Genomic DNA, 26815 nt, shown 5'->3' on the forward strand with positions numbered 1-26815 from the left:
GGGCTTGGGGCCCGACGGGGGCAAGTTCATAATCGTCACGGCCCCGCGACCGGGCGCCGCGGCCGTGCGTTATTTTTACCCCTTGCGGGGTAAAAATCACGCACGGGCGCGGAGCGCGGTTAGGGCTGGCCGGGGAACGCGACCGTCGGCGGGTTGACCCCGAGGACGGCCCGCCAGCTGGCTGCCCGGAGTGCGGATTCGGTGAGTGCGTCGACGGCGGCCGCCCGGACGGGCTCGGACTGTGCGCGTTCGATCACCGACCGCCAGGCGGTCGCGGTGTCGGCCTCGATTTGCACGGCCAACTGGATCGCGGCCGTCGGGTCGGCGACCGGGAACGGGATCGTGTATCCCGGCTCCGCGCCAGGCGCATCGACATTCGCGGCCGACAGTGCGTCGATCGTCGCGTCCCGCCGCGCGCGGTGCGCCGCGGTGTCCGCGGCGACCTGCGCCGCCCGGGTCGGGTTCGAGTAGGCGGCGACGATGCCGTACGCGAACACCGCCGCGTGTTCGGCGCGCAGCGCGTCGACGAGGGCCTGCTGCTCCGGCCCGAGGGTTGCCGCCGAGGGGGTGGTGGGGGAGGTCATAGCAGCATCACCGCCTGCTGCGCGGCGACCGCCGCGCTGATCGACCCGACGAGACCGGCCCGGTGGCCGTCCAGCGTGCTGGCGAGTGTGGCTGCACCGCGCTGAGATTCGGCCAGCATGCCGCGCAGCTCGTCGACCGACGGGGGTGCGGCGGGGGCGGTGGTCAGCGCCGCGGAGGTGGTCGCGGGGCCCACCGACGGATCCTGCCCCGCGGCGCGGGTGATCTCGGCGGCAAGGGCGTCCGCGTGGGCGGTGCGTTCCGTGGCGATGACGGCGAGCGCACCCGCTCGCTCCGGCGCGACCGCGGCCGCGGCGTGTGCGGCGGCCGCGTCCCGCCGTGCCGCATCGAGTGGGGCCAGCAGCGGGTCGGGTTCGTCCGGATGATCGTCCGCGCCCGCGCATCCCGCTGCGGCGGCGACCGCGGCAAGACCAACGGTCAGGGCGCCCACCTTCAGCGCCGAGCGTCGGGACAGTGCCGGGAACGAGGGAGGAGCCGCGCCGGACGGCGGCGGGAGAGTCGAGGGTGCGGGCACGGCGCTCATCTTGTCAGGCCGGGTGCCCGTTCAGGCGCAGGGGCGGCGTGGTCACCGGGGCGTCGAATCCGCGTTATTCTAGATCCTCGCGCCCCGCGGCTGGCGAATGCTGCCCGAGGCCGCCGACGAGCGACCACAACTGATCCGACCACAACTGAACGAGGAGCTCTACTGATGCCGGTTCCGTCGAAGGAGAGGGTGATCGAGCTTCTTACCGATCTCGTCCCTCGCCAGGGCTACGACCTGGAGGACGTGACGGTCACGAAGGCAGGCAGCCGGAGTGTCGTTCGGGTGATGGTCGACAGCGATGCCGGGCTCGGATTGGACGCCGTCGCGGACCTGAGTCGGCTGATCTCCGACCGGCTGGACAGCGCAACCGAATTCGGTGAGGCGCCGTACACCCTTGAGGTCACCTCCCCGGGGGTGGACCGTCCGCTCACCGAGCCGAGACACTGGCGGCGCGCCCAGGGCAGGCGGGTACGGGTCGAGATCGGTGACGAGAAGGTGCTCGGCCGGGTCGGTGTGCTCGGTGACGGTGTCGTTGCCCTGGTCGTGCCAGCCAAGGGCGGGCCCGTTGTCCGGGAGATCGCCATCGCCGATGTGCGCACGGCCGTGGTGCAGGTGGAGTTCTCGACGCCGAACGCGCAGGAGCTCGAGTTGGCGGGGGGTGTGGCCGCGGGCCGTGCGCTCCCCGGCGTGATCGACGAGCCGGAGCCCGGCGAGTCTGACGATGATTTCCAGGTGGAGGGATAGACAAGTGCATATCGAAATGTCGGCGCTGCGCGCGATCGAGGACGACAAGGGGATCTCGGTCGACACGATCATCGAGACCATCAAGAGCGCGCTGCTGACCGCCTACCGGCACACCGAGGGGCATCAGCCGCACGCCCGGATCGATGTCGACACCAAGTCCGGTCTTGTTCGGGTGATGGCGACCGAGGTCGATGTCGACGGCAACCGGGTCGGCGAGGAGTGGGACGACACCCCGGAGGGCTTCGGGCGCATCGCCGCGACCACGGCGCGACAGGTGATCCTGCAGCGGCTGCGGGACGCGGAGAATGAGAAGAGCTTCGGCGAGTTCTCGACCCACGAGGGGGAGATCGTCGGCGGTGTCATCCAGCGCGACACCCGGGCCAACGCAAGGGGTGTCGTCGTCGTCCGGATCGGCAGCGAGGCCACCGGAGCCGAGGGCATCCTGCCTGCCGCCGAGCAGGTTCCCGGCGAGGTGTACGAGCACGGCGAGCGGATCAAGTGCTACGTCGTCGGCGTCACCCGCGGGCAGCGCGGCCCGCAGATCACCCTGTCGCGCACGCACCCGAACCTGGTCCGGAAGTTGTTCGCACTTGAGGTTCCGGAGATCGCGGACGGGTCGGTCGAGATCGTCGCCGTCGCCCGCGAGGCCGGGCACCGGTCCAAGATCGCGGTCGGGTCCCGGGTGCAGGGACTGAACGCCAAGGGTGCCTGCATCGGCCCGATGGGGCAACGCGTGCGCAACGTCATGAGTGAGCTGGCGGGCGAGAAGATCGACATCATCGACTTCGACGAGAACCCGGCGAGGTTCGTCGGGAACGCGTTGTCGCCGTCGAAGGTGGTGTCCGTCACAGTCGTCGACGCCGAGGCGCGGGCCGCCCGAGTGGTGGTGCCCGACTTCCAGTTGTCGCTGGCCATCGGCAAAGAGGGGCAAAACGCCCGGCTGGCTGCGCGGCTGACCGGGTGGCGGATCGACATTCGCAGCGACGCGGCCCAGGACGGTGGCGGCGCCTCCGGGCCTGCCCCGACGCGCGTCTAGAGGACGCCGTGCGGATAACGGTGGACAACAGCGGTAGAGTGGTCAATGGCTCGGCATGAGTACTCGACAGACGCGCGCCCGCGCACCGGTCATCCGGTGCGAACCTGCGTCGGATGTCGGAAACTCGCGTCGGCCGCTGAACTGCTGAGGATCGTGGCGCAACAGACCGGGCCGGAGGGCTGGGTGCTGGTACCCGATCCGCGGCGCAGGCTTCCCGGTCGAGGTGCGTGGTTGCATCCCGACCGGCGGTGCCTGAGCCAGGCGGAGAAGCGTCGAGCGTTCGGAAGGGCGCTGCGAGTGTCCGGAAGCCTGGACACGGCGGCCCTCGATCGCGCGATCGGTGCGGAGGTACTCGGCACCGATCACCTGATCGAACCGCATCCACAACAGAGCAGTACCTCGTGAACCCGGTACTCGAACAACGGCACCACCAGTACCCGGGAACACAGGCAATCTCTCGAGAAGAGTCAGGCAAACACACTCATGAGCACACCGTGAAGCACCAACGATGATCGTCCATCGGAGTTAACCCGAGGTCGTGCGGGCATCAGCCACGCTCGACCTCTCAGTAGAGGAGAGCAGTGGCAGGCAAGGCCCGCGTGCACGAGTTGGCCAAGGAACTCGGTGTCACCAGCAAGGAACTTCTCGCTCGGCTCAAGGAGCAGGGCGAATTCGTGAAGTCGGCGTCCTCCACCGTGGAGGCGCCGGTTGCGCGACGGCTGCGGGAGTCGTTCCCGTCGGCCAAGGGGGAGGCGGCTCCCGCGCGCCAGGAGGCCGCGAAGCCGGCCACCACCGCGAAGCCGGGCGGACCCCGTCCCGGCCCGAAGCCGGCAGCCCCGGCCCCGGCGGCTCCTGCCGCCCCGGCCCCCGCTGCGGCGACCCCGCAGCCCACCCCGGCTGCGGCGGCCCCCAAGCCGCCGACCCCGGGCCCGAAGCCCGCGGCTCCGGCCCCGGCGCCCGCCCCGGCCCCGGCGGCACCCGCAGCGGCGGCCCCCGCCGCTCCGGCGGCTCCGGCACCGCGACCGGCCGCACCGGGCCCCAAGCCCGGACCGAAGGCGCCGCGGGTCGGCAACAACCCGTACTCGTCGGCCCCGGCTGAGCGTCCGGCACCGCGCCCGGCGCCGCGGCCCGGCGGCCCGCGACCGGGTCCCGGCCAGGCAGGTCCCCGTCCGGTTCCCGGCGCCCCGCGCCCCCAGGCGGGACCCGGCGGTCCCCGTCCGGCTCCGGGCCAGGGCGGCCCGCGGCCGAGCCCCGGCTCGATGCCCCCGCGCCCGAATCCCGGCGCGATGCCCGCGCGTTCGTCCCGTCCGGCGCCCGGCGCCGGTCGCCCCGGCGGCGGCCGTCCCGGCGGCCCGGGTGGGCGTCCCGGCGGCGGCGGTGGCGGCGGCTACCGCGGCGGTGGCGGCGGCGCCCCGGGTGCTCCCGGTGCCGGCGCACCCGCGGGTGGAGGCTTCCGCGGTCGTCCCGGCGGCGGCGGTCGCCCCGGTCAGCGCGGTGCCGCGGCAGGAGCGTTCGGTCGTCCCGGTGGCGCGCCCCGGCGTGGCCGCAAGTCGAAGCGGCAGAAGCGGCAAGAGTACGACTCCATGCAGGCACCCGCCGTCGGCGGCGTGCGGCTGCCCCGCGGCAACGGCGAGACCATCCGGCTCGCCCGCGGTGCGTCCCTGTCGGACTTCGCCGAGAAGATCGACGTCAACCCGTCGGCACTGGTCCAGGCGCTGTTCAACCTGGGCGAGATGGTCACGGCGACGCAGTCCGTCAACGACGAGACCCTTGAGCTGCTCGGCGGCGAGATGAACTACGTCGTCCAGGTCGTCAGCCCGGAGGACGAGGACCGCGAGCTCCTCGAGTCGTTCGACCTCACCTACGGCGAGGACGCGGGCGGCGAGGAGGACCTCGAGCAGCGTCCGCCGGTGGTCACCGTCATGGGTCACGTCGACCACGGCAAGACCCGCCTGCTGGACACGATCCGCAAGGCCAACGTCCGCGAGGGCGAGGCCGGTGGCATCACCCAGCACATCGGCGCCTACCAGGTGCTGACCGAGCTGGACGGCGTCGAGCGGCTGGTGACGTTCATCGACACCCCGGGCCACGAGGCGTTCACCGCCATGCGTGCCCGTGGTGCGAAGGCCACCGACATCGCGATCCTGGTCGTCGCGGCCGACGACGGCGTCATGCCGCAGACGGTCGAGGCGATCAACCACGCCCAGGCGGCCGACGTGCCGATCGTGGTCGCGGTCAACAAGATCGACAAGGAGGGCGCCGACCCGGCGAAGATCCGCGGTCAGCTCACCGAGTACGGCCTGGTCGCCGAGGAGTACGGCGGCGAGACCATGTTCGTCGACATCTCCGCCAAGCAGGGCACCAACATCGAGCACCTGCTCGAGGCGGTCCTGCTCACCGCGGACGCGTCGCTGGACCTGCGTGCCAACCCGGACATGGACGCCCAGGGTGTCGCCATCGAGGCGCACCTCGACCGCGGCCGCGGCCCGGTGGCGACCGTGCTCATCCAGCGCGGCACCCTGCGGGTCGGCGACTCGATCGTCGCGGGCGACGCCTACGGTCGCGTGCGCCGCATGGTCGACGAGCACGGCGACGACGTCCTCGAGGCGCTGCCGTCGCGTCCGGTCCAGGTCATCGGCTTCACGTCGGTGCCCGGTGCGGGCGACAACCTGCTCGTCGTCGACGAGGACCGGATCGCACGGCAGATCGCGGACCGGCGCAACGCCCGCAAGCGCAACGCGCTCGCGGCCCGCAGCCGCAAGCGGATCAGCCTCGAGGATCTGGATGCCGCGCTCAAGGAGCACAACGAGCTCAACCTCATCCTCAAGGGCGACAACTCCGGCACCGTGGAGGCCCTCGAGGAGGCGCTGCTCGGGATCGAGATCGACGACGAGGTGCAGCTGCGGGTCATCGACCGCGGTGTCGGTGGCATCACCGAGACCAACGTCAACCTGGCGTCGGCGTCGAACGCGATCATCATCGGCTTCAACGTCCGCGCGGAGGGCAAGGCGACCGAGCTCGCCAACCGCGAGGGCGTCGACATCCGGTACTACTCGGTGATCTACCAGGCCATCGACGAGATCGAGAAGGCCCTCAAGGGCATGCTCAAGCCGGTCTACGAAGAGGTCGAGCTCGGCAAGGCGGAGATCCGTGCGATGTTCCGGTCCTCGAAGGTCGGCAACATCGCGGGCTGCCTGGTCACCTCCGGCATCATGCGGCGCAACGCGAAGGCCCGCCTGCTGCGGGACAACGTCGTCGTCGCGGAGACGGTCACCATCTCCTCGCTGAAGCGGGAGAAGGACGACGCCACCGAGGTGCGCGAGGGTTACGAGTGCGGTCTGACCGTCACCTACAGCGACATCAAGGTCGGTGACGTGATCGAGGCGTACGAGCTGCGCGAGAAGCCGCGCGACTAGATCGCAACCGTGGGTGTCCCGTGGGCCTGCCCGGCCCGCGGGGCACCCCGTGATCGTGTGGAGGCCGGTTGTATCTCGGTGCCCTGGAACTGGACGTGCTGCTCGGTGACGTCCGGTCCCTGAAGGAGAAGCGTTCGGTGGTCAAGCCCGTGATCGCCGCGCTTGCCCGGTTCGGGGTGTCGGTCGCGGAGACCGGTGACCAGGACCGCTACCGCCGCGCCGAGATCGGTGTTGCGGTGGCGAGTGCCGACGTCGGGCACCTCACCGAGGTCCTCGACACCTGTGAGCGCGCGGTCGCGGCCCGCCCGGAACTGCAGTTGCTGTCCGCGCGTCGCAGGTTGTTCGGCCCCGAGGACTGAACCCCGGTTGATGCGGGCATCCGGCCAGGGTGTATTTCATGTATTTCAATTGTTGGCGGCGGCGTCACCGTCAGGAGCGATCCGGCGCCGCCGTGTGAGAAGGGACTCCGGTCATGGCAGATCCGGCGCGGGCACGCAAGCTCGCCAAGCGCATCGCGACGATCGTGGCATCGGCGATCGACCACGAGATCAAGGATCCGCGGCTCGACTACGTCACCATCACCGACGCGAAGGTGACCGCCGACCTGCACGACGCGACCGTGTTCTACACGGTCCGCGGCGTCGATCTCGGCAGTGAACCCGACCACGAGGGTGCCGCGGCAGGCCTGGCGAAGGCGACCGGGGTGCTGCGGTCGAAGGTGGGTGCGGGCACCGGGGTCCGGTTCACCCCGACCCTGACGTTTGTCGCGGACACCGTCCCCGACGCGGCCCGGCACATGGAGGAACTGCTGGCCCGGGCCCGCGCGGCCGACGACGAGGTCGCGAAGGCGCGGGAGGGCGCGGCGCACGCCGGCGACGAGGACCCGTATCGGGAGCAACGGGCCGCGGCCGACGACGACGCCCGCGACGCCGACTAGGACCGGGCAATGACCGTGACCGCGCAGACATCACAGCCGCAGGAACCGTCGCGGGACATCGACCTCGCGACCGCGGTGACCCTGCTGTCGGACGCCACCTCGGTGACGGTGCTGTGCCACGTCCAACCGGACGCCGACACCATCGGCAGCGGGCTGGCGCTTGCGTTGGCGCTCGACCGCAGGGGCACGCCGGTGCAGGTGTCGTTCGCGCAACCCGCGGTGCTTCCGGAGTCGATGCGCACCCTGCCCGGGGTGTCGCTGCTGGTCCCGCCGGACGAGGTGGCCGAGGTCGCGGACCTGGTCGTGACGGTGGACTGCGGCAGCCGCGGCAGGCTGGGGCGCCTCGGTGACCGGCTGGACGCCGCCCGCGTGACGCTGGTCATCGACCACCATCGGTCGAATACCCGCTACGGGCACCACAACCTGATCGACGATTCGGCCGAGGCCACCGCGGCCGTGCTGACCCGGCTGTTCGACCGGTGGGGGGTCGAGATCGACCGGGACATCGCACACTGCCTGTTCGCTGGCCTGGTCACCGACACCGGGTCGTTCCGGTGGGTGCAGCCGGGCACGCATGCGCTCGCCGAACGCCTGATCGACACCGGCATCGACTCGGCGGGCATCACCCGCCGGCTGCTGGACACGCACCCGTTCGGATGGCTGCCAATGCTGTCGACCGTGCTCGGGTCGGCGCAGCTGGTGCCGGACGCCGCCGGTGGACGCGGTCTGGTGTACGCGCTGATCCGGTACCAGGACACCGCCGGACTCGGCGCCGAGGAGATCGAGTCCGTCATCGACATCGTCCGCACCACCGCGGAAGCGGAGGTCGCGTCGGTGCTCAAGGAGAACGAACCCGGCGTCTGGTCGGTGTCGTTGCGCTCGAAGTCGGCGATCGACGTCTCCGATGTCGCGGCGCGGCTCGGCGGAGGCGGGCACCGCTTCGCGTCCGGCTACACGGCCGAGGGCGAGGCGGACGACGTGATCACGGACCTGCTGGCGACCGTTGGCTGACCCGCTCGGCGACGAGGTACGGGCGGACGACCGGCCGTCGACCCGCCGGATCCTCGGGTTGGCGCTGCCCGCGCTGGGCGTGCTCGCCGCCGAGCCGCTGTACCTGCTGTTCGACATCGCCGTCGTCGGGCACCTGAACGCGCTCGCGTTGGCGGGTCTCGCGGTCGGCGGGTTGATCCTGGCGCAGGTCAGCACCCAGCTGACCTTCCTGTCGTACGGCACGACCGCGCGCGCGTCCCGGCTGCACGGCTCCGGGGACGAACGCGGCGCGGTCGGGGAGGGCGTGCAGGCCACCTATCTGGCCGCCGCGATCGGGATCGGGATCATCGTCGCCGTGCAGGTGCTGGCGGCACCGGTCACCGCGTTGATCGCGGGCGGCGCCGACATCGCTGCGGAGGCGGCGGACTGGTTGCGCGTCGCGGTGTTCGGTGCACCGATGATCCTGATCGCGATGGCGGGCAACGGGTGGATGCGTGGTGTCCAGAACACGATGCGGCCACTGCGGTTCGTCCTCGCCGGGCTCGCGTTGTCCGCGGTGGCCTGCCCGATCCTGGTGCACGGGCTGTTCGGGGCGCCGCGGATGGAACTGGTCGGGTCGGCGGTGGCGAACGTGGCTGGCCAGGTGGTGACGGCGTCCTGCTTCGCGGCGGCGCTGATTCGGTCCGGGGTCCCGCTGCGGCCCCGGTCCTCGGTGATGCGCGCCCAGGTGGTGCTCGGTCGGGACCTGATCCTGCGGAGCCTGGCGTTTCAGGCCTGCTTCCTGTCCGCCGCGGCGGTGGCGTCCCGGTTCGGGGCCGCCTCCGTGGCCGCGCACCAGGTGGTGCTGCAGCTGTGGAATCTCGTCGCGCTGACCCTCGATTCGCTGGCGATCGCCGCACAGACCCTGGTCGGTGCCGCGCTCGGTGCGGGCCGGGTCGCCGGTGCGCGGGCGCTGGCCCGCAGGCTGACCGGATGGTCGACCGTCTTCGCGCTGCTGCTGGCCGCGGTCTTCGTGCTCGGCCATCGGGTGGTCCCGACCCTGTTCACGCCCGACGCCGACGTCCAGCAGCAGATCACGGTCATCTGGTGGTTCTTCGTGGCGATCATGCCGGTCGCGGGTGTGGTGTTCGCGCTCGACGGGGTGCTGCTCGGGGCCGGGGACGCCGCGTTCCTGCGGAACGCCACCCTGGCCTGCGCGGTCGTCGGATTCCTGCCGCCGATCTGGCTCTCGCTCGCGTACGACTGGGGGCTGGCAGGAATCTGGACGGGGCTGACGGTGTTCATGCTGCTGCGGATGCTTGCGGTCGTGCTGCGGGCACGATCGGGGCGCTGGGCCGTCGGCGGTGCCGACATCCAGCGTTCGGTCGGCGGTGCCGACAGTCAGCGTTCGGTCGGCGGTGCCGACATCCAGTCGAGAAACCAGGCGCGAAAGAGTGGGACGGGAAGGTAGTTGGCGTGACACGCAAGCTGTGGGCGGTGAGCGACATCCATGTCGGGCACAAGGGGAATCGTCCCGTCACCGAGGAGTTGTACCCGGAGTCGCCGCAGGACTGGCTGATCCTCGCCGGTGACGTGTCGGAGAAGACCGACGACATCGCGTGGGCGCTGAAGACGCTGCGCGGCCGGTTCGAGAAGGTGATCTGGGTGCCGGGCAACCACGAACTGTGGACCACGGCGAAGGACCCGGTGCAGATCCACGGCGCCGCCCGGTACGACTACCTCGTCACGATGTGCCGCGAACTCGGCGTGCTCACCCCCGAGGACCCGTACCCGGTGTGGGACGGGGAGGGTGGCCCGGCGACGCTCGTACCGATGTTCCTGCTCTACGACTACACGTTCCGGCCCGAGGGCACCGCGACCAAGGAGGAGGCCCTCGAGTACGCCCGCGACAAGAACGTCGTCGCCACCGACGAGTTCCTGCTCTCCTCGGAGCCGTACGCGACCCGCGACGCCTGGTGCGCGGCCCGGCTGGAAACGACCCGGGCCCGCCTCGACGCGCTCGACCTGTCCATCCCGACGGTGCTGATCAACCACTTCCCGCTGGTCCGGGAACCGACGCGGGTGCTGTTCTACCCGGAGTTCTCGCTGTGGTGCGGCACCGAACGGACGGCGGACTGGCACACCCGGTACAACGCGATCTGCAGTGTCTACGGGCACCTGCACATCCCGCGCACCACCTGGTATGACGGGGTCCGGTTCGAGGAGGTGTCGTTGGGCTACCCGCGCGAGTGGCAGCGCCGCGGGCTGCCGGAGAAGCTGTTGCGGCAGATCCTGCCGGTGCCGGAGTACGGTCCGGGCACGCTCAACAAGTGGGGCGGGCATTTCAAGGTGACCGCCGAGCAGGAGGCGGAGATGGAACGTATGAGGGCGGCACGCGCGTGATCGAGAAGATTCTCCCGGCAGGTGTGGAGTATGCGGAACTGTTCGCCGACCCGCCGGAACTCCAGCCGCACCCGAGCGAGGCCGCGCTGATCGCGAAGGCCGTCGAGAAGCGGCGGCGCGAGTTCGTCAGCGTTCGGCACTGTGCCCGTCAGGCGCTGGGCAAGCTCGGCGTCGACCCGGCTCCGATCCTCAAGGGTGAGCGGGGGGTTCCGCTGTTCCCGCGGGGTGTGGTCGGCAGCCTGACCCACTGCGACGGCTACCGCGGCGCGGTGCTCGGCTACTCGATGGCGGTCCGCTCGGTGGGCATCGACGCCGAACCGCACGGACCGCTCCCGGACGGGGTGCTCGAGGCGGTCAGCCTGCCCGCCGAACGCGCCTGGCTCGCCGGCGGCACCCCCGATGGCGTCGCCGTGCACTGGGATCGGTTGCTGTTCTGCGCGAAGGAGGCCACCTACAAGGCGTGGTTCCCGCTGACCTTCCGCTGGCTCGGGTTCGAGGACGCGCACATCACGTTCACCCTCGGCGCGTCGGACGGGGACACCGCGACCGGCACCTTCCACACCGACCTGCTGGTATCGGGGGAGACGAAGGACGGCCCGCCGCTGTCGGCGTTCGACGGTCGCTGGCTCGTCGACGGCGGCCTGGTGATCGCCGCCATCACGGTCCAGTAGGCTCGAAAACCGTGTCTGCTCACCGCCCCCCGTCCTCCGGCCTGCACGGCGCCGGGTTGTTGATCGTCGACAAGGACGCGGGCATGACCAGTCACGACGTCGTGGCGAAGTGCCGGAAGATCCTGCATACCCGCAAGGTCGGGCACGCGGGCACCCTGGACCCGATGGCCACCGGGGTGCTGGTCCTTGGTGTGGAGCGCGCGACCAAGCTGCTCGGTCTGCTGTCACTGACCACCAAGGCGTACTCGGCCACGATCCGGCTCGGGCAATCCACCTCCACCGATGACGCGGAGGGCGAGGTGCTCGCCGACGCGGACGCCTCCGCCGTCGGTGACGAGCAGGTTGCCGCGGTGATCGCGACCCTGACCGGGAACATCGAGCAGGTGCCGACCCGGGTCAGCGCGATCAAGGTGGACGGACAGCGCGCGCACAAGCTGGTCCGCGAGGGCGCCGAGTTCGAGCTCGAGGCGCGGCCCGTCACCGTGGACCGGTTCGATGTGACCGCCATCCGTAGGCCGGGCACCTTCGTCGACGTCGATGTCGAGGTGGAGTGCTCGTCGGGCACCTACGTGCGGGCCCTTGCGCGGGATCTCGGTGCCGCGCTCGGCGTCGGCGGGCACCTGACGGCGCTGCGCCGCACCCGGGTCGGACCGTTCACCCTTGAGCATGCCCGCACCCTCGACCGGCTGGCCGACGACCCCGCGGTCAGCCTGGACATCGATTCGGCCTGCCAGACGGCGTTCGCGCACCGGCCGATCACCGCGGCGGAGGCCGAGTCGATCAGCCAGGGCCGCTGGCTCGAGCCGATCGGCATCCCCGGCACCTACGCCGCGATCGATCCCGGCGGGCACACCATCGCGTTGCTGCAGGAGCGCGGTCGCCGGGCGAGTTCGGTGATGGTCGTCCGCCCGGCGACCCTACGGGAGAGCTGAGCCTCAGCCCTCGCGGTCCCGCTCCGGGGCGGGGACCGGAACCGGGGCCTCGGCGCGGGGCCGGAACAGCCGCCACGCCACGACCAGCAGCGCCGCGCCGCCGAGCAGCGCCGCCAGCGTGGTCATCGGGATCGCACCGGCCAGCCGCAGGACCCAGCTCTCGAGTGCGACGCCGGTGTCCGCGCCGACCGCTCCGGCCAGCGCGGACGTGCCGTCCGAGACGAGGAACAGCACCCCGACCGCGACGAAGAAGAGACCGGAGAGCAGCGAGGTCGTGTGCAACTCGACCCGCCCGACGGTGAGCACCCGGCCACGCAGCCAGCGGCGGCGGCCGAGGTCGAATCGATCCCACACCGCGGCCATCACGAACAGCGGCATCGCCATGCCGAGGGCATAGACCGCGAGCAGCGACCCGCCGTGCAGCGGTGACGAACTCAGCGCCGCGACGGTGAGGATCGACCCGAGGATGGGGCCGACGCAGAACCCGGACAGGCCGTAGACCATGCCGAGCAGGTAGACCGAGCCGGCCCGGTCCGACCGGCCCTGCCGGGCCATCGCGCGCTGCGCGAACCCGAACGAGAAGCCGCGGCCGACGATCTGAAGGATCCCCATCGCGATGATGGTCAGGCCGCCGACGGTGATCACCGTCTCGCGGTGGGTGCTGAGCACCCCGCCCAGCAGCGACCCGGCCGCCCCGAGCGGCACCAGGGTGGTGCACAGGCCGAGGTAGAAGGTTCCGGTGCGGGCGACGAGCCTTCCGGTGGAGCCGAACGAGTACGCGAAGAAGCTGGGCAGCAGCAGGGCGCTGCAGGGGCTCAGCAGCGCAAGCAGCCCGCCGAGGAAGGCTGCGCCGTACCCGATTCCGGCATTCACTGCCCGCCGCCAGGCGCCTCGTCGAGCAGACCCGCCTCGATGACGGCGATCATCTGCTCGACCGGGCGGGCGCCGAGGATCGGCCTGCCGTTGATCAGGAACGCGGGCGTCGAGTTGACGCCGATGCCGACCGCCTCGGTGATGTCGGCGGTGACCGCGGCCCGCGCGGCATCGGAATCCAGGTCGGCCCGGAACCGATCGAGGTCCCCGACCCCGGCCAGTCCCGCCCATTCGGTCAGCCGGTCGGCGGTGAACACGCCGGTGTTCTTCTTGGCGGGGGCATTCTCGAACATCAACTCGTGCAGTTCCCAGAACCGGCCCTGCTGCCCGGCGGCCCAGCCTGCCCGCGCGGCCCGCTCGGACTCCTCCCCGAAGAAGGCGAGGTTGCGCCACTCGATCCGCAGCAGGCCGCGGTCCACGTACTTCGCGACGAGTTCGGGCTCGGTGGTCTGGGCGAACTGGCGGCAGTACGGGCATTGCAGATCGGAGTACTCGATCATCACCACCGGTGCGGTCGGCGAGCCGAGCGCCATCGGGTCGGCGGGGTCGCGGCGGGCCAGGGTTGCCAGGTCCCGGTACATGTCGTTGTTGGCGTACTGGCCGGTGGCTGCCGAGGGCTCGGAGTCGGGTTCGGGTTCGGTGCTGGTGCTGCTCACGATCTGGGCGATGGCGATGACCAGCAGGACGACCGCGGCGAGGGCGACCGCGACGGCCGCGATTCGGCGGGTCGGTGAGCCGGTGGGCACGGTGCTGGACGGGGAGGTGCGGGAACGGGGGGACATGACGGGACGACTCCTGTCTGCGCGCCGACACTGCTCGGCGCGTGCTGCGAATGAAGGGTGGTGACGACACCGCCGCGGGCGCCCGCTTGGGGCACCGTCGCGGTCGGTGGGTCATCTAAATTCGCAGGACGGTGGACAGGTCGAGGGCCGGTGACGGGGGGCCGGTGGTGTCGATCGGGACGAAGCCGCGCTGGCCGGGTCGCTCGAGGCGCATCGACGCGGGCCCGTCGAGGACGGTGAGCGGCAGGCGATGGTCCTCGCGGTGCGGCACGGAGCCCTGCATCGGGGTGGTCGGATCGGTGGGTGCACGGCGGCATCCGCCCGCGCGGTCGGCGGCCTCCTCGGCGCCTGCCTGCGTGCCCTGCGCGACGGCCGACGCGGCCGCCGCCGACGACCCGGCCGGGTCGTCGGCAACGGCCGCCGGTTCGGTGTACGTGCACGCGACCACGATGCCGACCAGGAGCCCGATGATCGCGGTGGCCAGGCCCCGCAGCAGCACCGGTCGGCGTCGACGCGTCACGCCGGGCCGCCCGATCAGTGGTCCACCAGCCAGATCGCCTCGGCCGCCGGGGTGCCCAGTTCGACGGCGCCTCCCGACGGGTCGGTGGTCTCGCCGAGCCGCACCGACAGGGTGCCCGCGTAGTCGCGTCGTTCGACGACGGCGATGGTCACGTCCAACGCGATCCCGACGGAGTCGAAGTACCGCAGCATCGCCGGGTCCGAGTCGGAGATCCGGGCGACGACGCCGGATTCGCCGTCGGTGAAGTCGCTGAGCTGGCGGGCCGCCGGCGTGGGGATGGTGCCGTCCGCGGTCGGGATCGGGTCGCCGTGCGGGTCGCGTTCGGGGTGCCCCAGCTTGGCGTCCATCCGCTCGATCATCAGGTCCGAGACCGCGTGCTCGAGCACCTCCGCCTCGTCGTGCACCTCGTCCCAGCCGTAGCCGAGTTCGCAGACGAGGTACGTCTCGATCAGCCGGTGCCTGCGCACCATCGCGACCGCGGCGGACCGGCCGCTGTCGGTCAGGGAGATCGACCCGTATCGGGCATGGTCGACGAGCCCCTGGTCGGCGAGCTTGCGGATCGCCTCGGACACCGTCGACGCGGACACCCCGATCCGTTCGGCGAGCATCTTGGTCGACACCTGCTCACCCGACCATTCCCCGGCCGTCCAGATCACCTTCAGGTAGTCCTGGGCGACGGGCGTCAGGACAATGTCATCGGTCGTCTCGTCGGATCCACGCTTACGGTCGGGCACGAATCGAGCTTAGGCAATGCGCTGTCGGGGTGACACGTCGACACTCGTGGCAGTGCCGAACGCGACGTGCGTCGGCGGTGCCGACAGTGACGTGCGTCGGCGGTGCCGACCGTGACGTCCAGCGCGGTGGGTCGTAGGCTTCCAGGCGTGCAGAGATGGCGAGGGCTCGACGACGTTCCTGCCGACTGGGGCCGTTGCGTACTCACGATCGGCGTTTTCGACGGTGTGCACCGCGGGCACGCCCAGCTGATCGGTCGGGCGGTCAAGGCGGCGAGTGAACGGGGAATCCCCAGTGTGCTCATGACTTTCGATCCGCACCCGATGGAGGTGGTGCGGGCCGGCAGTCATCCGGCGCAGTTGACCACGCTGCGGCGGAGGGCCGAGCTGGCCGAGGAACTGGGCATCGACGTGTTCTTCGTCGTCCCGTTCACCGCGGAGTTCATGAAGCTCAGCCCGGAACAGTACGCCCACGAGATCCTCGTGGAGCGGTTGCACGTCGCCGAGGTCGTGGTGGGGGAGAACTTCACCTTCGGCAGGAAGGCGGCGGGCACCGTCCCGATGCTCCGCGACATCGGCGCCCGATTCGGGTTCGCCGTCGACGGGGTCAATCTGCTCGCCGAGCACGCGGTCACCTTCTCGTCCACCTACATCCGCTCGTGTGTGGATGCGGGCGACGTGACCGCGGCCGCGGAGGCGCTCGGCAGGCCGCACCGCGTCGAGGGTGTTGTGGTGCACGGCGAAAAGCGGGGTCGCGACCTCGGCTTCCCGACCGCGAACGTCTCGCCGCCCGAGCATGCCGCGATCCCCGCCGACGGCGTCTACGCCGCGTGGTTCACCGTGCTCACCCAGGACCCGGTCGAGGGCTCGCTGACCCCCGGGGTTGCGCACATGGCCGCGGTGTCGGTGGGCACCAATCCGACGTTCTCGGGCCGGACCCGGACCGTCGAGGCCTACGTCCTCGACGTGTCGCCGGACCTGTACGGCCAGCACGTCGCCGTCGACTTCGTGCGCCGCCTACGGGGGATGGACCGGTTCGACTCGGTGGAGGCGCTGATCGCGCAGATGGGCCGGGATGTGGACGAGACCCGTGACCTGCTTGGGCGGGCGAGCGACCTCGGCTGACGCCGGGCGGGGGTCGGTGAAGCGCCTGGTAGGATCTGCTCTCGGTGTGTGCTGCGGTCTGCGGCGGCCGCGCCACGCGGGTCCGCCCGTGTTTTCGTCGCGCAGACATCAGTAACAGGAGTGACAGTGGCGCTGACCACCGAACAGAAGAAGGCCGTCCTCTCCGAGTACGGGCTGCACGAGACCGACACCGGTTCGCCGGAGGCGCAGGTTGCGCTGCTGACCAAGCGGATCGTCGATCTCACCGAGCACCTCAAGATGCACAAGCACGATCACCACTCCCGCCGCGGCCTGCTGCTGCTGGTCGGACGTCGTCGTCGTCTGCTCAAGTACGTCCAGAAGGTCGACATCGCGCGTTACCGTTCGCTCATCGAGCGTCTGGGCCTGCGTCGATAAGAATGATCTCTCGTCCGGTACCGCCCGCGACACGGTGGGTCGGTGCGGACGTGAACATCCCGGTAGCCAACGAGGCGAGTGCATAGACTGACCTCGTTGGCTACCGGTGTTTGTCGGGTGGTGCGGCGTCCGGAACGGCGACCGAACCCCCGGTGGACACGGTTCCATCGCGAACCACCTGGATCCACGAGGGATCCCGCCGTACGTGCCGAGGTCGTGGCAGTCGGTCTTCGGTAGTGGCCACTCGCACGGTCGTCGAGATGCACGATCTGCGAAGGGCTTCGATCGATGGCCGCCTCCGCGACGGTGCCGGCCCGCCAGCGGAAACGCCGGGCGCGGCACCCGGGTAGGTGCGCGTCGCCGCCACGAGGGCGGCGACGACCATGCGGATACGGCGAAGACGAAGAGGGAAGAGAAGAGAAGAGATGACAAACAATTCCGCAGTCGAGGTCGACGAGGGCGTGTTCGAGTCCACCGCCGTCATCGACAACGGGGCCTACGGCACCCGCACCATCCGTTTCGAGACCGGCCGCCTCGCCCAGCAGGCCGCCGGCGCCGTCGTCGCCTACCTCGACGACGAGACCATGCTGCTGTCGGCCACCTCGGCCAGCAAGCAGCCCAAGGAGCACTTCGACTTCTTCCCGCTGACGGTGGACGTCGAGGAGCGCATGTACGCCGCGGGCCGTATCCCCGGCTCGTTCTTCCGTCGCGAGGGCCGCCCCTCCACCGACGCGATCCTCACCTGCCGCCTGATCGACCGGCCGCTGCGCCCGTCGTTCGTCGACGGCCTGCGCAACGAGATCCAGGTCGTCGTCACGGTCCTGAGCCTGGACCCGAAGGACCTGTACGACGTCGTCGCGATCAACGCGGCGTCCGCGTCCACGCAGATCGCGGGCCTGCCGTTCTCCGGTCCGGTCGGCGGTGTGCGCGTCGCCCTGATCACGTCCGAGGAGAACAAGGCAGGCCAGTGGGTCGCGTTCCCGACGGTCGAGCAGCTCGAGAACGCCGTCTTCGACATGGTCGTCGCCGGCCGCGTCGTCGAGTCCGGTGACGTCGCGATCATGATGGTCGAGGCCGAGGCCACCGACAACGTCATCGCGCTGATCGACGGCGGCGCGCAGGCGCCGACCGAGGCGATCGTCGCGCAGGGCCTCGAGGCCGCCAAGCCGTTCATCGCCAGCCTGTGCCAGGCACAGCAGGCGCTGGCGACCGCATCCTCGCGGCCGACCGGTGACTACCCGGTGTTCCCGGCCTACCAGGACGACGTCTACGCCGCCGTCGCCGCGGCCGCGACGGACAAGCTGTCGGCCGCGCTGACCATTGCGGGCAAGCAGGAGCGCGACGACCGGACCGACGAGGTCAAGCTCGAGGTGCTCGAGCAGGTCGCGCCGACGTTCGAGGGCCGCGAGAAGGAGATCGGCGCTGCGTTCCGCTCGCTGACCAAGAAGCTCGTCCGCCAGCGGATCCTCACGGACCACTTCCGCATCGACGGCCGCGGCATCACCGACATCCGGTCGCTGTCCGCCGAGGTCGCCGTGATCCCGCGGGCACACGGCTCCGCGCTGTTCGAGCGTGGCGAGACCCAGATCATGGGCGTCACCACCCTCGACATGGTCAAGATGGCGCAGCAGATCGACTCGCTGGGCCCCGAGACCAGCAAGCGCTACATGCACCACTACAACTTCCCGCCGTACTCGACCGGTGAGACCGGCCGCGTCGGCTCCCCGAAGCGCCGCGAGATCGGCCACGGCGCCCTCGCCGAGCGGGCCCTGATGCCGGTGCTGCCGAGCGTCGAGGAGTTCCCGTACGCGATCCGTCAGGTCTCCGAGGCGCTCAGCTCCAACGGCTCCACCTCGATGGGGTCGGTCTGTGCCTCGACGCTGTCGCTGCTCAACGCGGGCGTGCCGCTGAAGGCGCCGGTCGCGGGCATCGCGATGGGCCTGGTGTCCGACGAGGTCGACGGCGAGACCCGCTACGTGGCCCTGACCGACATCCTCGGCGCCGAGGATGCGTTCGGCGACATGGACTTCAAGGTCGCCGGCACCAAGGACTTCGTCACCGCGCTCCAGCTCGACACCAAGCTCGACGGCATCCCGTCGCAGGTGCTGGCCGGTGCGCTGTCCCAGGCGCACGATGCCCGCACCACGATCCTCGAGGTGATGGCCGAGGCCATCGACACCCCGGACGAGATGAGCGCGTACGCCCCGCGGATCACCACCATCAAGGTGCCCGTGGACAAGATCGGTGAGGTCATCGGCCCCAAGGGCAAGATGATCAACTCGATCACCGAGCAGACCGGTGCGAACATCTCCATCGAGGATGACGGCACCGTGTTCGTCGGTGCGGCGGACGGTCCGTCCGCGCAGGCCGCGATCGACATGATCAACGCCATCGCCAACCCGCAGCTGCCCAAGGTGGGCGAGCGCTTCCTCGGCACGGTCGTCAAGACCACCGCCTTCGGTGCGTTCGTCTCGCTGCTGCCGGGTCGCGACGGACTGGTGCACATCTCCAAGCTGGGCAACGGCAAGCGGATCAGCAAGGTCGAGGACGTCGTGAACGTCGGCAGCAAGATCCGGGTCGAGATCGCGGACATCGACAACCGTGGCAAGATCTCGCTGGTTCCGGTCGACGAGGAGGGCGGCGACGCGGCGGCCGAGCAGGGCGCCGACGCCTGACCCCGAGGGTCTGATCTCCGGGGAGTGCCCCCGGCCACCGTGTGGCCGGGGGCACTCCCTTTTTTGTATGTGAGATGAAAATTTGGCCGCGGTGCCGTGTCCGCACTGCAATCGGCCCGCGGCGGTGGTTTGCTGATAGCCGTGAACGCAACGAAGGTTGTATTCGACAAGGCGGCCCAGTCGCGGAACCTGATTCTCGCGACCTGGACCTCGACCATCTGCTTCTGGGCCTGGAACATGATCGGCCCGATGTCGACCACCTATGCCGACCGGCTGGACCTGTCCAGTTCGCAGGCGTCGATGCTGGTTGCCACCCCGATCCTCGTCGGGTCGCTCGGCCGGATCGTCACCGGGCCGTTGACGGATCGGTACGGCGGCCGCGCACTGTTCGTCTTTGTCGCGTTGGCGTCGATCATTCCCGTTCTCGCGGTGGGCTTTTCGGCCAACCTCGATTCATACACCGGCCTGCTGGTGTCGGGCTTCCTGCTCGGCGTCGCCGGCACGGTGTTCGCGATCGGGATCCCGTTCGCCAAGTCGTGGTACGACGCAAGTCGGCACGGCTTCGCCACCGGAATCTTCGGTGCGGGCATGGTGGGTACCGCGCTGTCGGCCTTCTTCACGCCGCGATTCGTCCGGTGGTTCGGCCTCATCCCGACGCACATCATCATCGCGGTCGCGCTCGCCGCGACCGCGGGCCTGTGCGTGGTCGCGATGAAGGACTCACCCGCGTTCGCGCCGAACACCGAACCCGTCGTCCCCAAGCTGGTCGCCGCGTCGAAACTCCGTGTGACCTGGGAGATGTCATTCCTGTACGCGATCGTGTTCGGTGGCTTCGTCGCGTTCAGCAACTACCTGCCGACGTACATCAAGACGATCTACGACTTCTCCGCCGTCGACGCGGGCACCCGCACCGCGGCGTTCGCGCTCGCTGCCGTCATCGCCCGCCCGATCGGTGGTGCCCTGTCCGACCGGATCGCCCCGAAGTGGGTCGTGTTGGCCTCGCTGGCCGGGACGGCGGTGATGTCCGGGATCGCGATCATGAAGCCGCCGCCGGACGTCTGGTCGGCGACCGACTTCATTCTGCTTGCGATCTTCCTCGGCATCGGCACCGGCGGGGTGTTCGCCTGGGTGGCCCGCCGATCGCCCGCATCGAGCGTCGGTTCCGTCACCGGAATCGTTGCCGCGGCAGGCGGATTGGGCGGATACTTCCCGCCTCTGGTGATGGGCGCGACGTACGACGAGACGGACAACGACTACACCGTCGGCCTGGCGTTGCTGGTGGCGACCGCACTGGTTGCGTTGCTGTACACCGCCGTCAAGCTGCATGCGCGCGAGCCGGAGAAGTCGAGTGAACCCACGAGTTGACGAGGTCGGAACGGAACTGGGCGCGACAGCGCGGAGGAGGCTCACGTGACAGCCAAGGGAGCGGCCACCGGTGGCATGGTGGAGGACGCGCTGGTGCGCAGCGGGCGGTTCTTCACCCCGGGCACCGAGTCGGCGGACCGGCGGACCATCAGCAGGGAGGGCGGCCGGGACGGTGACATCTTCTACCGGGACCGGTGGAGTCACGACAAGGTGGTCCGGTCCACGCACGGGGTGAACTGCACCGGGTCGTGCTCGTGGAAGATCTACGTCAAGGACGGCATCATCACCTGGGAGACCCAGGAGACGGACTATCCGTCGGTCGGGCCGGACCGGCCGGAGTACGAGCCGCGCGGCTGCCCCCGCGGCGCTGCGTTCTCCTGGTACACCTACTCGCCGACCCGGGTGCGCTACCCGTACGCCCGCGGGGTCCTGGTCGAAATGTACCGGGAGGCGAAGGCCCGGCTGAAGGATCCGGTGTTGGCCTGGGCGGACATCCAGAACGATCCCGAGCGGCGCAGACGCTACCAGCGGGCGCGCGGCAAGGGCGGCCTGGTCCGGGTGAACTGGGACGAGGCGACCGAAATGATCGCCGCGGCCCACGTGCACACGATCAAGGAGTACGGCCCCGACCGGGTCGCGGGCTTCTCACCGATCCCGGCGATGTCGATGATCTCCTTCGCCGCCGGATCCCGCTTCATCGAGCTGCTCGGCGGCGTGATGACCTCCTTCTACGACTGGTACGCGGACCTGCCGGTCGCCTCCCCTCAGGTGTTCGGCGACCAGACCGACGTCCCCGAGTCGGGGGACTGGTGGGACGCGAGCTACCTGCTGATGTGGGGCTCGAACGTGCCGGTCACCCGCACCCCGGACGCACACTGGATGGCGGAGGTGCGCTACCGCGGCACCAAGGTCGTCACGGTCAGCCCCGACTACGCCGACAACACCAAGTTCGCGGACGAGTGGATGCCCTGCGCGGCGGGCACCGACGGCGCGATGGCGATGGCGATGGGCCACGTGATCCTGTCCGAGTACTTCGTGCAGCGGCGCGAACCGTTCTTCGTCGACTACGTCCGCCGCTACACGGACCTGCCGTTCCTGGTGAAGCTGGAGGAACGGGACGGACGGTGGGTGCCCGGCAAGAACCTCACCGCCGCCGATCTCGGGGAGAGCGTGGAGAACGCGGCGTTCAAGCCGGTGCTGATCGACGGCGGCACCGACCGGCCCGCGGTGCCGAACGGCTCCCTCGGCCACCGATTCGGGGAGGAGGGGGTCGGCAAGTGGAACCTCGACCTCGGGGATCTGGCGCCGGCCCTGACCGTCGCCCCGACCGACGGCTCCCTCGGCGAGGTTGCGGCCGTTGCCTTCCCGCGTTTCGACACCCTCGACGGGCACGGTGAGGAGATCGCGCGCGGGGTTCCGGTCCGGACCGTCGCCGGGCACCGGGTGTGCACGGTGTTCGACCTGATGCTCGCCCAGTACGGCGTCGCGCGGCCCGGACTGCCCGGGCAGTGGGCGAGCGGCTACGACGACGCGTCCTCGCCGAACACCCCGGCCTGGCAGGAACCGATCACCGGGGTGTCCGCGGAGCAGGTGGTCCGGATCGCGCGGGAGTTCGCGACCAACGCGATCGACTCCGGTGGCCGCTCGATGATCATCATGGGGGCGGGCATCTGCCAGTGGTTCCACGGTGATGCGACCTACCGGGCGATCCTGTCGCTGCTGCTGCTCACCGGCTCGATGGGCCGCAACGGTGGCGGCTGGGCGCACTACGTCGGGCAGGAGAAGTGTCGTCCGGTCACCGGTTGGGCGACGGTGGCGATGGGCACCGACTGGAGTCGGCCGCCGCGCCAGATGGCGGGCACCTCGTACTGGTACGCGCACACCGACCAGTGGCGCTACGACGGCTACCGCGCCGACGCCCTGTCCAGTCCCACCGGGCGCGGCCGGTTCGCGGGCAAGCACACAATGGACGTGATGGCCTCGGCCGTCGCGATGGGCTGGACGCCGTTCTACCCGCAGTTCGACCGGTCCAGCCTGGACCTGGCCGACGAGGCCGCTGCCGCGGGCAAGGAGGTCGCCGCGCACGTCACCGAACAGTTGGCGTCGGGCGACCTGCGGCTCGCCGTCACCGATCCCGACAATCCGCGGAACTGGCCGCGGGTGCTGAGCGTCTGGCGCGCAAACCTGCTCGGCTCGTCCAGCAAGGGCAACGAATACTTCCTCAAGCACCTGCTCGGAACCACCTCGAACCTGCAGGCCGAGCCGACCCGACCCGAGTTGCGTCCGAACGACGTCGCCTGGCGCGACGGCGAGGAGGGGAGCGGAGCCAGCGGAGCGACCGGCTATGGCGGTCCCGAGGGCAAGCTGGACATGGTGATGTCCATCGACTTCCGGATGACGTCGACGACGCTGCTCTCGGACGTGGTGCTGCCCGCGGCCACCTGGTACGAGAAGCCGGACCTGTCGAGCACCGACATGCACCCGTACATCCACGCCTTCACCGCGGCGATCGACCCGCCGTGGGAGACGAAGTCGGACTTCGAGGCGTTCGGTGCGATCGCGCGGGCGTTCTCCGCCCTCGCTCGCGGCCACCTCGGCACCCGCACCGACGTGGTGCTCGGCACCCTGCAGCACGACACGCCGGGCGCGATGGCGTATCCCGGTGGCACCGAATCGGACTGGCGGGTCACCGGGGAGGTACCGGTCCCGGGCCGGACGATGGGCCCGCTGGCCGTCGTCGAGCGGGACTACCCGGCGATCGCCGAGAAGTGGTCCGCGCTCGGGCCGCTGGTCGAGAAGGCGGGCCTGGTCACCAAGGGCGTCACCTACCTGCCCGACGCCGAGGTCGCCGAGCTCGCCGACAAGCACGGGGTGATGAGTTCCGGTGCGGCGGCGGGTCGTCCGGCGCTCGACACCGCGGAGAAGATGTGCGAGGCGGTGCTGCGGCTGTCCGGGACCTCGAACGGCAGGCTCGCGGTGCAGGGGTTCCGGCAACTCGAGCAGCGCACCGGACGGCAGATGGTGCACCTCGCGGAGGGCAGCGAGGAACGCCGAATCACGTTCGCCGACACCCAGGCCCGGCCGGTGCCGGTGATTACCAGCCCGGAGTGGTCGGGCAGCGAGACCGGTGGCCGCCGGTACGCGCCGTTCACCGTCAACATCGAGGAACTCAAACCGTTCCACACGCTGACCGGCCGGATGCACTTCTATCTCGACCACGACTGGATGGAGGAGGTCGGCGAGCAGCTGCCGATCTACCGGCCGCCGCTGGACATGGCGCGGCTGTTCGACGAGCCGAACGTGGGGGAGATGCGGGACGGGGTCGGGCTGACCGTCCGCTACCTGACCCCGCACAGCAAGTGGTCGATCCACTCCGAGTACCAGGACAACCTGTTCATGCTGTCGCTGTCCCGGGGTGGGCCGACGATGTGGATGTCCCCGGCGGACGCGGCGAAGATCGCGGTCAAGGACAACGACTGGGTCGAGGCCGTCAACCGCAACGGCGTGGTGGTGTGTCGGGCGATCGTCTCGCATCGCATGCCGGAGGGCGTCGTGTACGTCTACCACGCGCAGGAGCGCACCATCGACGTGCCGCGCTCCGAGACCACCGGCAACCGTGGCGGCATCCACAACTCGCTGACCCGGCTGCTGGTCAAGCCGACCCACCTGGCCGGCGGGTACGCGCAGATCTCCTGGGCGTTCAACTATCTCGGCCCGACGGGCAACCAGCGCGACGAGGTGACGGTGGTTCGCCGCCGGAGCCAGGAGGTGACGTACTGATATGAAGGTCATGGCACAGCTCGCGATGGTGATGAACCTCGACAAGTGCATCGGCTGCCACACCTGCTCGGTCACCTGCAAACAGGCCTGGACCAACCGGTCCGGCACCGAGTACGTGTGGTTCAACAACGTCGAAACCCGTCCCGGACAGGGGTATCCGCGCACCTACGAGGACCAGGACCGCTGGCGCGGCGGCTGGGTGCGGGACAAGAAGGGTCGGCTGCGACTCAAGGACGGCGGACGGCTGGCGAAGCTGTCCCGGATCTTCTCGAATCCGAAGCTGCCGGAGATCTCGGACTACTACGAACCGTGGACCTACGACTACGAGAATCTCACCAGCGCACCGCTGAGCGACCAGATGCCGGTCGCGCCGCCGCGCAGCCTGATCACCGGCAAACAGATGAAGGTGGAGTGGTCGGCGAACTGGGATGACAACCTGGCCGGCTCGCCGGAGATTCTCGCCGACGACCCGATCCTCAAGAAGGTCAGCGACCAGGTCAAGCTCGAGCTCGAACAGAGCTTCATGTTCTACCTGCCGCGGATCTGCGAGCATTGCCTGAACCCGGCCTGCGCGGCGTCCTGCCCGTCGGGGGCGATCTACAAGCGCTCCGAGGACGGCATCGTCCTGGTCGACCAGGACAAGTGCCGCGGCTGGCGGATGTGCGTGTCCGGGTGCCCGTACAAGAAGGTGTACTTCAACCACAAGACCGGCAAGGCCGAGAAGTGCACGTTCTGCTACCCGCGGGTCGAGGTGGGCCTGCCAACCGTGTGCGCGGAAACCTGCGTCGGCAGGCTGCGCTACATCGGGCTGGTGCTCTACGACGTCGACAGGGTCACCGAGGCGGCGTCGGTGGAGGACGAGAAGGACCTCTACGAGGCGCAATTGGGCACCTTCCTCGACCCGAACGACCCGCACGTGATCGCCGCGGCGCACACCTCCGGCATCCCGGACACCTGGATCGAGGCGGCTCAGCGGTCCCCGGTGTACACCCTGATCAAGGAGTACCGGGTCGCGCTGCCGCTGCATCCGGAGTACCGCACGATGCCGATGGTCTGGTACATCCCGCCGCTGTCCCCGGTGGTCGACGCGGTGAGCCGCGACGGGCACGACGGCGAGGATCTGGGCAACCTGTTCGGGGCGCTGGAATCGCTGCGCATCCCGATCGAGTACCTCGCGGAGTTGTTCACCGCGGGCGATACCGGGGTGGTGACGGACGTGCTCGCGAAGCTGGCGGCGATGCGGTCGTACATGCGGGACGTCAACCTGGGCCGGCCGACGCAGGAACACATTCCGGCCACCGTCGGCATGACCGAGGAGCAGCTCTATGCGATGTACCGGCTGCTTGCGATCGCGAAATATGAAGAGCGGTATGTGATCCCATCGGCCTATGCTGCGGACGCGCACGGCCTCGAGGAGACCGTCACCGAGTGCGCCCTCGACTTCGAGGGCGGGCCCGGCCTCTACGACCAGGGGTCCGGACCGTTCGGGGAGTCCAGCGGTGGCCCGGTGCCGGTGGCCGTGGAGACCTTCCATGCGCTGCGGCAACGCCAGACCAGTGAGGCGATGGGTGCGAACGCAAGCAACCCGTCCCGGGTGAACCTGCTCAATTGGGACGGCAAGGGTGTCGAGGATGGCATGTTCCCCCGCGGCGGTGGGCGATGAAGCTGCTGCGGCGGGCCTCGTCGACCGTCGACGGGGACCGGTCGGTACAGCGCAATCGTGTTGCCTGGCAGTGTGCGTCGCTGCTGCTGGCATATCCGGACGCGGGTCGGAACGGGCGCATGGACACGGTGGACGGTCTGCTCGGGCACCTGCCCGGCCAGCTCCGTGAACAGCTCGGCGGGGCGGCTCTGCGGCTGCGTCAGCTGCCGCAGGTCGAGGCGGAAACCGCCTACGTCGACACCTTCGACCTGCACTGCCGGACCACCCTGCTGCTGACCTACTGGACCGAGGGCGACACCCGCAATCGCGGTGAGGCGATGCTGCGGTTCTCCCGGGTCTACCGGGACGCGGGCGTGGAGCCGCCGACCGCCGAATCCTCCGATCATCTCGCCGTCCTGCTGGAGTTCGCCGCGACCGTCGACCCCGGGACGGGTGGGCGCCTGCTCGCCGAGCATCGGCCCGCGATCGACCTGCTGCAGCAGCGACTCGCGACCCTCGGGTCGCCCTACGCGCCGGTCCTCGACGCGGTCGCCGCGACGCTGCCCCCCGCCACCGACCAGGACGTCGCGCGGGCCCGGCGCTTGGCGGCGGCGGGCCCGCCCGCCGAGGCGGTCGGGTTGCAGCCGTTCACCCTGACCGTCCCACCCCGCCGAACCGAAGGAGCGCACTGA

24 protein-coding genes are annotated in these 26815 nt (G+C 70.1%); 18 read left to right on the forward strand and 6 right to left on the reverse strand.

Annotated features, from left to right (window positions below; all coding sequences use genetic code 11):
* Positions 1 to 119: 119 nt before the first annotated feature.
* Positions 120 to 584 (reverse strand): ferritin-like domain-containing protein, encoded by a 465-nt coding sequence (locus ACFWPA_RS09925; protein WP_378509440.1) that lies wholly within the window; start codon positions 582 to 584, stop codon positions 120 to 122.
* Positions 581 to 1117 carry a hypothetical protein gene (locus ACFWPA_RS09930; protein ID WP_378570086.1) on the reverse strand — a complete coding sequence of 179 codons (537 nt, stop codon included), beginning with the start codon at positions 1115 to 1117 and terminating at the stop codon, positions 581 to 583. Before ACFWPA_RS09930 ends, ACFWPA_RS09925 begins: the two co-directional genes overlap by 4 nt.
* Positions 1118 to 1291: 174 nt before the next feature.
* Between ACFWPA_RS09930 and rimP the strand changes: the two genes are divergently transcribed.
* From rimP to truB, 11 genes are all read left to right on the forward strand, one after another.
* Positions 1292 to 1870: a ribosome maturation factor RimP gene (gene rimP / locus ACFWPA_RS09935; RefSeq protein ID WP_378509442.1), complete on the forward strand. Its 579-nt coding sequence runs from the start codon at positions 1292 to 1294 to the stop codon at positions 1868 to 1870.
* Positions 1871 to 1886: 16 nt separating this feature from the next.
* On the forward strand, positions 1887 to 2906 hold the full coding sequence (nusA, locus tag ACFWPA_RS09940; RefSeq protein WP_378509446.1) for a transcription termination factor NusA: 1020 nt from the start codon (positions 1887 to 1889) through the stop codon (positions 2904 to 2906).
* A 45-nt stretch (positions 2907 to 2951) separates the two neighbouring features.
* Entirely contained in the window at positions 2952 to 3311 is a 360-nt protein-coding gene (locus tag ACFWPA_RS09945; RefSeq protein ID WP_378509443.1) for a YlxR family protein, read from the forward strand.
* A gap of 176 nt (positions 3312 to 3487) precedes the next feature.
* Complete coding sequence (gene infB / locus ACFWPA_RS09950; protein ID WP_378570087.1) at positions 3488 to 6322, forward strand: translation initiation factor IF-2; 2835 nt, start codon at positions 3488 to 3490, stop codon at positions 6320 to 6322.
* Between the two features lie 68 nt (positions 6323 to 6390).
* The gene (locus ACFWPA_RS09955; protein ID WP_378508848.1) at positions 6391 to 6681 is read left to right on the forward strand and encodes a DUF503 domain-containing protein; all 291 of its coding nucleotides are present in this window, start codon (positions 6391 to 6393) and stop codon (positions 6679 to 6681) included.
* A gap of 113 nt (positions 6682 to 6794) precedes the next feature.
* On the forward strand, positions 6795 to 7259 hold the full coding sequence (gene rbfA, locus ACFWPA_RS09960) for a 30S ribosome-binding factor RbfA (protein ID WP_378508847.1): 465 nt from the start codon (positions 6795 to 6797) through the stop codon (positions 7257 to 7259).
* Positions 7260 to 7268: 9 nt separating this feature from the next.
* Positions 7269 to 8270: a bifunctional oligoribonuclease/PAP phosphatase NrnA gene (locus ACFWPA_RS09965; protein WP_378570088.1), complete on the forward strand. Its 1002-nt coding sequence runs from the start codon at positions 7269 to 7271 to the stop codon at positions 8268 to 8270.
* The gene (locus tag ACFWPA_RS09970; protein WP_378508845.1) at positions 8263 to 9699 is read left to right on the forward strand and encodes an MATE family efflux transporter; all 1437 of its coding nucleotides are present in this window, start codon (positions 8263 to 8265) and stop codon (positions 9697 to 9699) included. The genes ACFWPA_RS09965 and ACFWPA_RS09970 overlap by 8 nt, the downstream gene beginning before the upstream one ends.
* 5 nt (positions 9700 to 9704) lie before the next feature.
* Positions 9705 to 10631, forward strand: a complete 927-nt coding sequence (locus tag ACFWPA_RS09975) for a metallophosphoesterase family protein (RefSeq protein WP_378508844.1) — start codon at positions 9705 to 9707, stop codon at positions 10629 to 10631.
* Positions 10628 to 11302 carry a 4'-phosphopantetheinyl transferase Npt gene (gene npt / locus ACFWPA_RS09980; protein WP_378570089.1) on the forward strand — a complete coding sequence of 225 codons (675 nt, stop codon included), beginning with the start codon at positions 10628 to 10630 and terminating at the stop codon, positions 11300 to 11302. Before ACFWPA_RS09975 ends, npt begins: the two co-directional genes overlap by 4 nt.
* 11 nt (positions 11303 to 11313) lie before the next feature.
* Positions 11314 to 12234 (forward strand): tRNA pseudouridine(55) synthase TruB, encoded by a 921-nt coding sequence (gene truB, locus ACFWPA_RS09985; RefSeq protein ID WP_378508842.1) that lies wholly within the window; start codon positions 11314 to 11316, stop codon positions 12232 to 12234.
* 3 nt (positions 12235 to 12237) lie between these two features.
* Here truB and ACFWPA_RS09990 read toward each other — a convergent pair whose 3' ends face one another.
* From ACFWPA_RS09990 to ACFWPA_RS10005, 4 genes are all read right to left on the reverse strand, one after another.
* On the reverse strand, positions 12238 to 13107 hold the full coding sequence (locus ACFWPA_RS09990; protein ID WP_378508841.1) for a cytochrome c biogenesis CcdA family protein: 870 nt from the start codon (positions 13105 to 13107) through the stop codon (positions 12238 to 12240).
* Positions 13104 to 13889, reverse strand: coding sequence for a DsbA family protein (locus tag ACFWPA_RS09995; RefSeq protein ID WP_378570090.1), 786 nt, complete (start codon positions 13887 to 13889; stop codon positions 13104 to 13106). Before ACFWPA_RS09995 ends, ACFWPA_RS09990 begins: the two co-directional genes overlap by 4 nt.
* 115 nt (positions 13890 to 14004) lie before the next feature.
* On the reverse strand, positions 14005 to 14409 hold the full coding sequence (locus ACFWPA_RS10000) for a hypothetical protein (RefSeq protein WP_378570091.1): 405 nt from the start codon (positions 14407 to 14409) through the stop codon (positions 14005 to 14007).
* 14 nt (positions 14410 to 14423) lie between these two features.
* A complete protein-coding gene (locus ACFWPA_RS10005) occupies positions 14424 to 15143 on the reverse strand; it encodes a metal-dependent transcriptional regulator (RefSeq protein WP_378508838.1) in 720 nt (239 codons plus the stop codon).
* Between the two features lie 147 nt (positions 15144 to 15290).
* Between ACFWPA_RS10005 and ACFWPA_RS10010 the strand changes: the two genes are divergently transcribed.
* The 7 genes from ACFWPA_RS10010 to narJ all read left to right on the forward strand — a co-directional run bounded on the left by ACFWPA_RS10010 (position 15291) and on the right by narJ (position 26815).
* Entirely contained in the window at positions 15291 to 16265 is a 975-nt protein-coding gene (locus ACFWPA_RS10010; protein WP_378508837.1) for a bifunctional riboflavin kinase/FAD synthetase, read from the forward strand.
* Positions 16266 to 16391: 126 nt separating this feature from the next.
* Complete coding sequence (gene rpsO / locus ACFWPA_RS10015; protein WP_378508836.1) at positions 16392 to 16661, forward strand: 30S ribosomal protein S15; 270 nt, start codon at positions 16392 to 16394, stop codon at positions 16659 to 16661.
* A 425-nt stretch (positions 16662 to 17086) separates the two neighbouring features.
* Positions 17087 to 19336, forward strand: a complete 2250-nt coding sequence (locus tag ACFWPA_RS10020) for a polyribonucleotide nucleotidyltransferase (RefSeq protein WP_378508835.1) — start codon at positions 17087 to 17089, stop codon at positions 19334 to 19336.
* 141 nt (positions 19337 to 19477) lie between these two features.
* The gene (locus ACFWPA_RS10025) at positions 19478 to 20701 is read left to right on the forward strand and encodes a nitrate/nitrite transporter (RefSeq protein ID WP_378508834.1); all 1224 of its coding nucleotides are present in this window, start codon (positions 19478 to 19480) and stop codon (positions 20699 to 20701) included.
* A gap of 75 nt (positions 20702 to 20776) precedes the next feature.
* Positions 20777 to 24481: a nitrate reductase subunit alpha gene (locus tag ACFWPA_RS10030; protein WP_378508864.1), complete on the forward strand. Its 3705-nt coding sequence runs from the start codon at positions 20777 to 20779 to the stop codon at positions 24479 to 24481.
* 1 nt (position 24482) lies between these two features.
* Positions 24483 to 26144 (forward strand): nitrate reductase subunit beta, encoded by a 1662-nt coding sequence (gene narH, locus ACFWPA_RS10035; RefSeq protein WP_378508833.1) that lies wholly within the window; start codon positions 24483 to 24485, stop codon positions 26142 to 26144.
* Positions 26141 to 26815: a nitrate reductase molybdenum cofactor assembly chaperone gene (gene narJ, locus ACFWPA_RS10040; protein WP_378508832.1), complete on the forward strand. Its 675-nt coding sequence runs from the start codon at positions 26141 to 26143 to the stop codon at positions 26813 to 26815. The genes narH and narJ overlap by 4 nt, the downstream gene beginning before the upstream one ends.

Source organism: Rhodococcus sp. NPDC058505, assembly GCF_042720095.1.
GTDB lineage: Bacteria > Actinomycetota > Actinomycetes > Mycobacteriales > Mycobacteriaceae > Rhodococcus_G.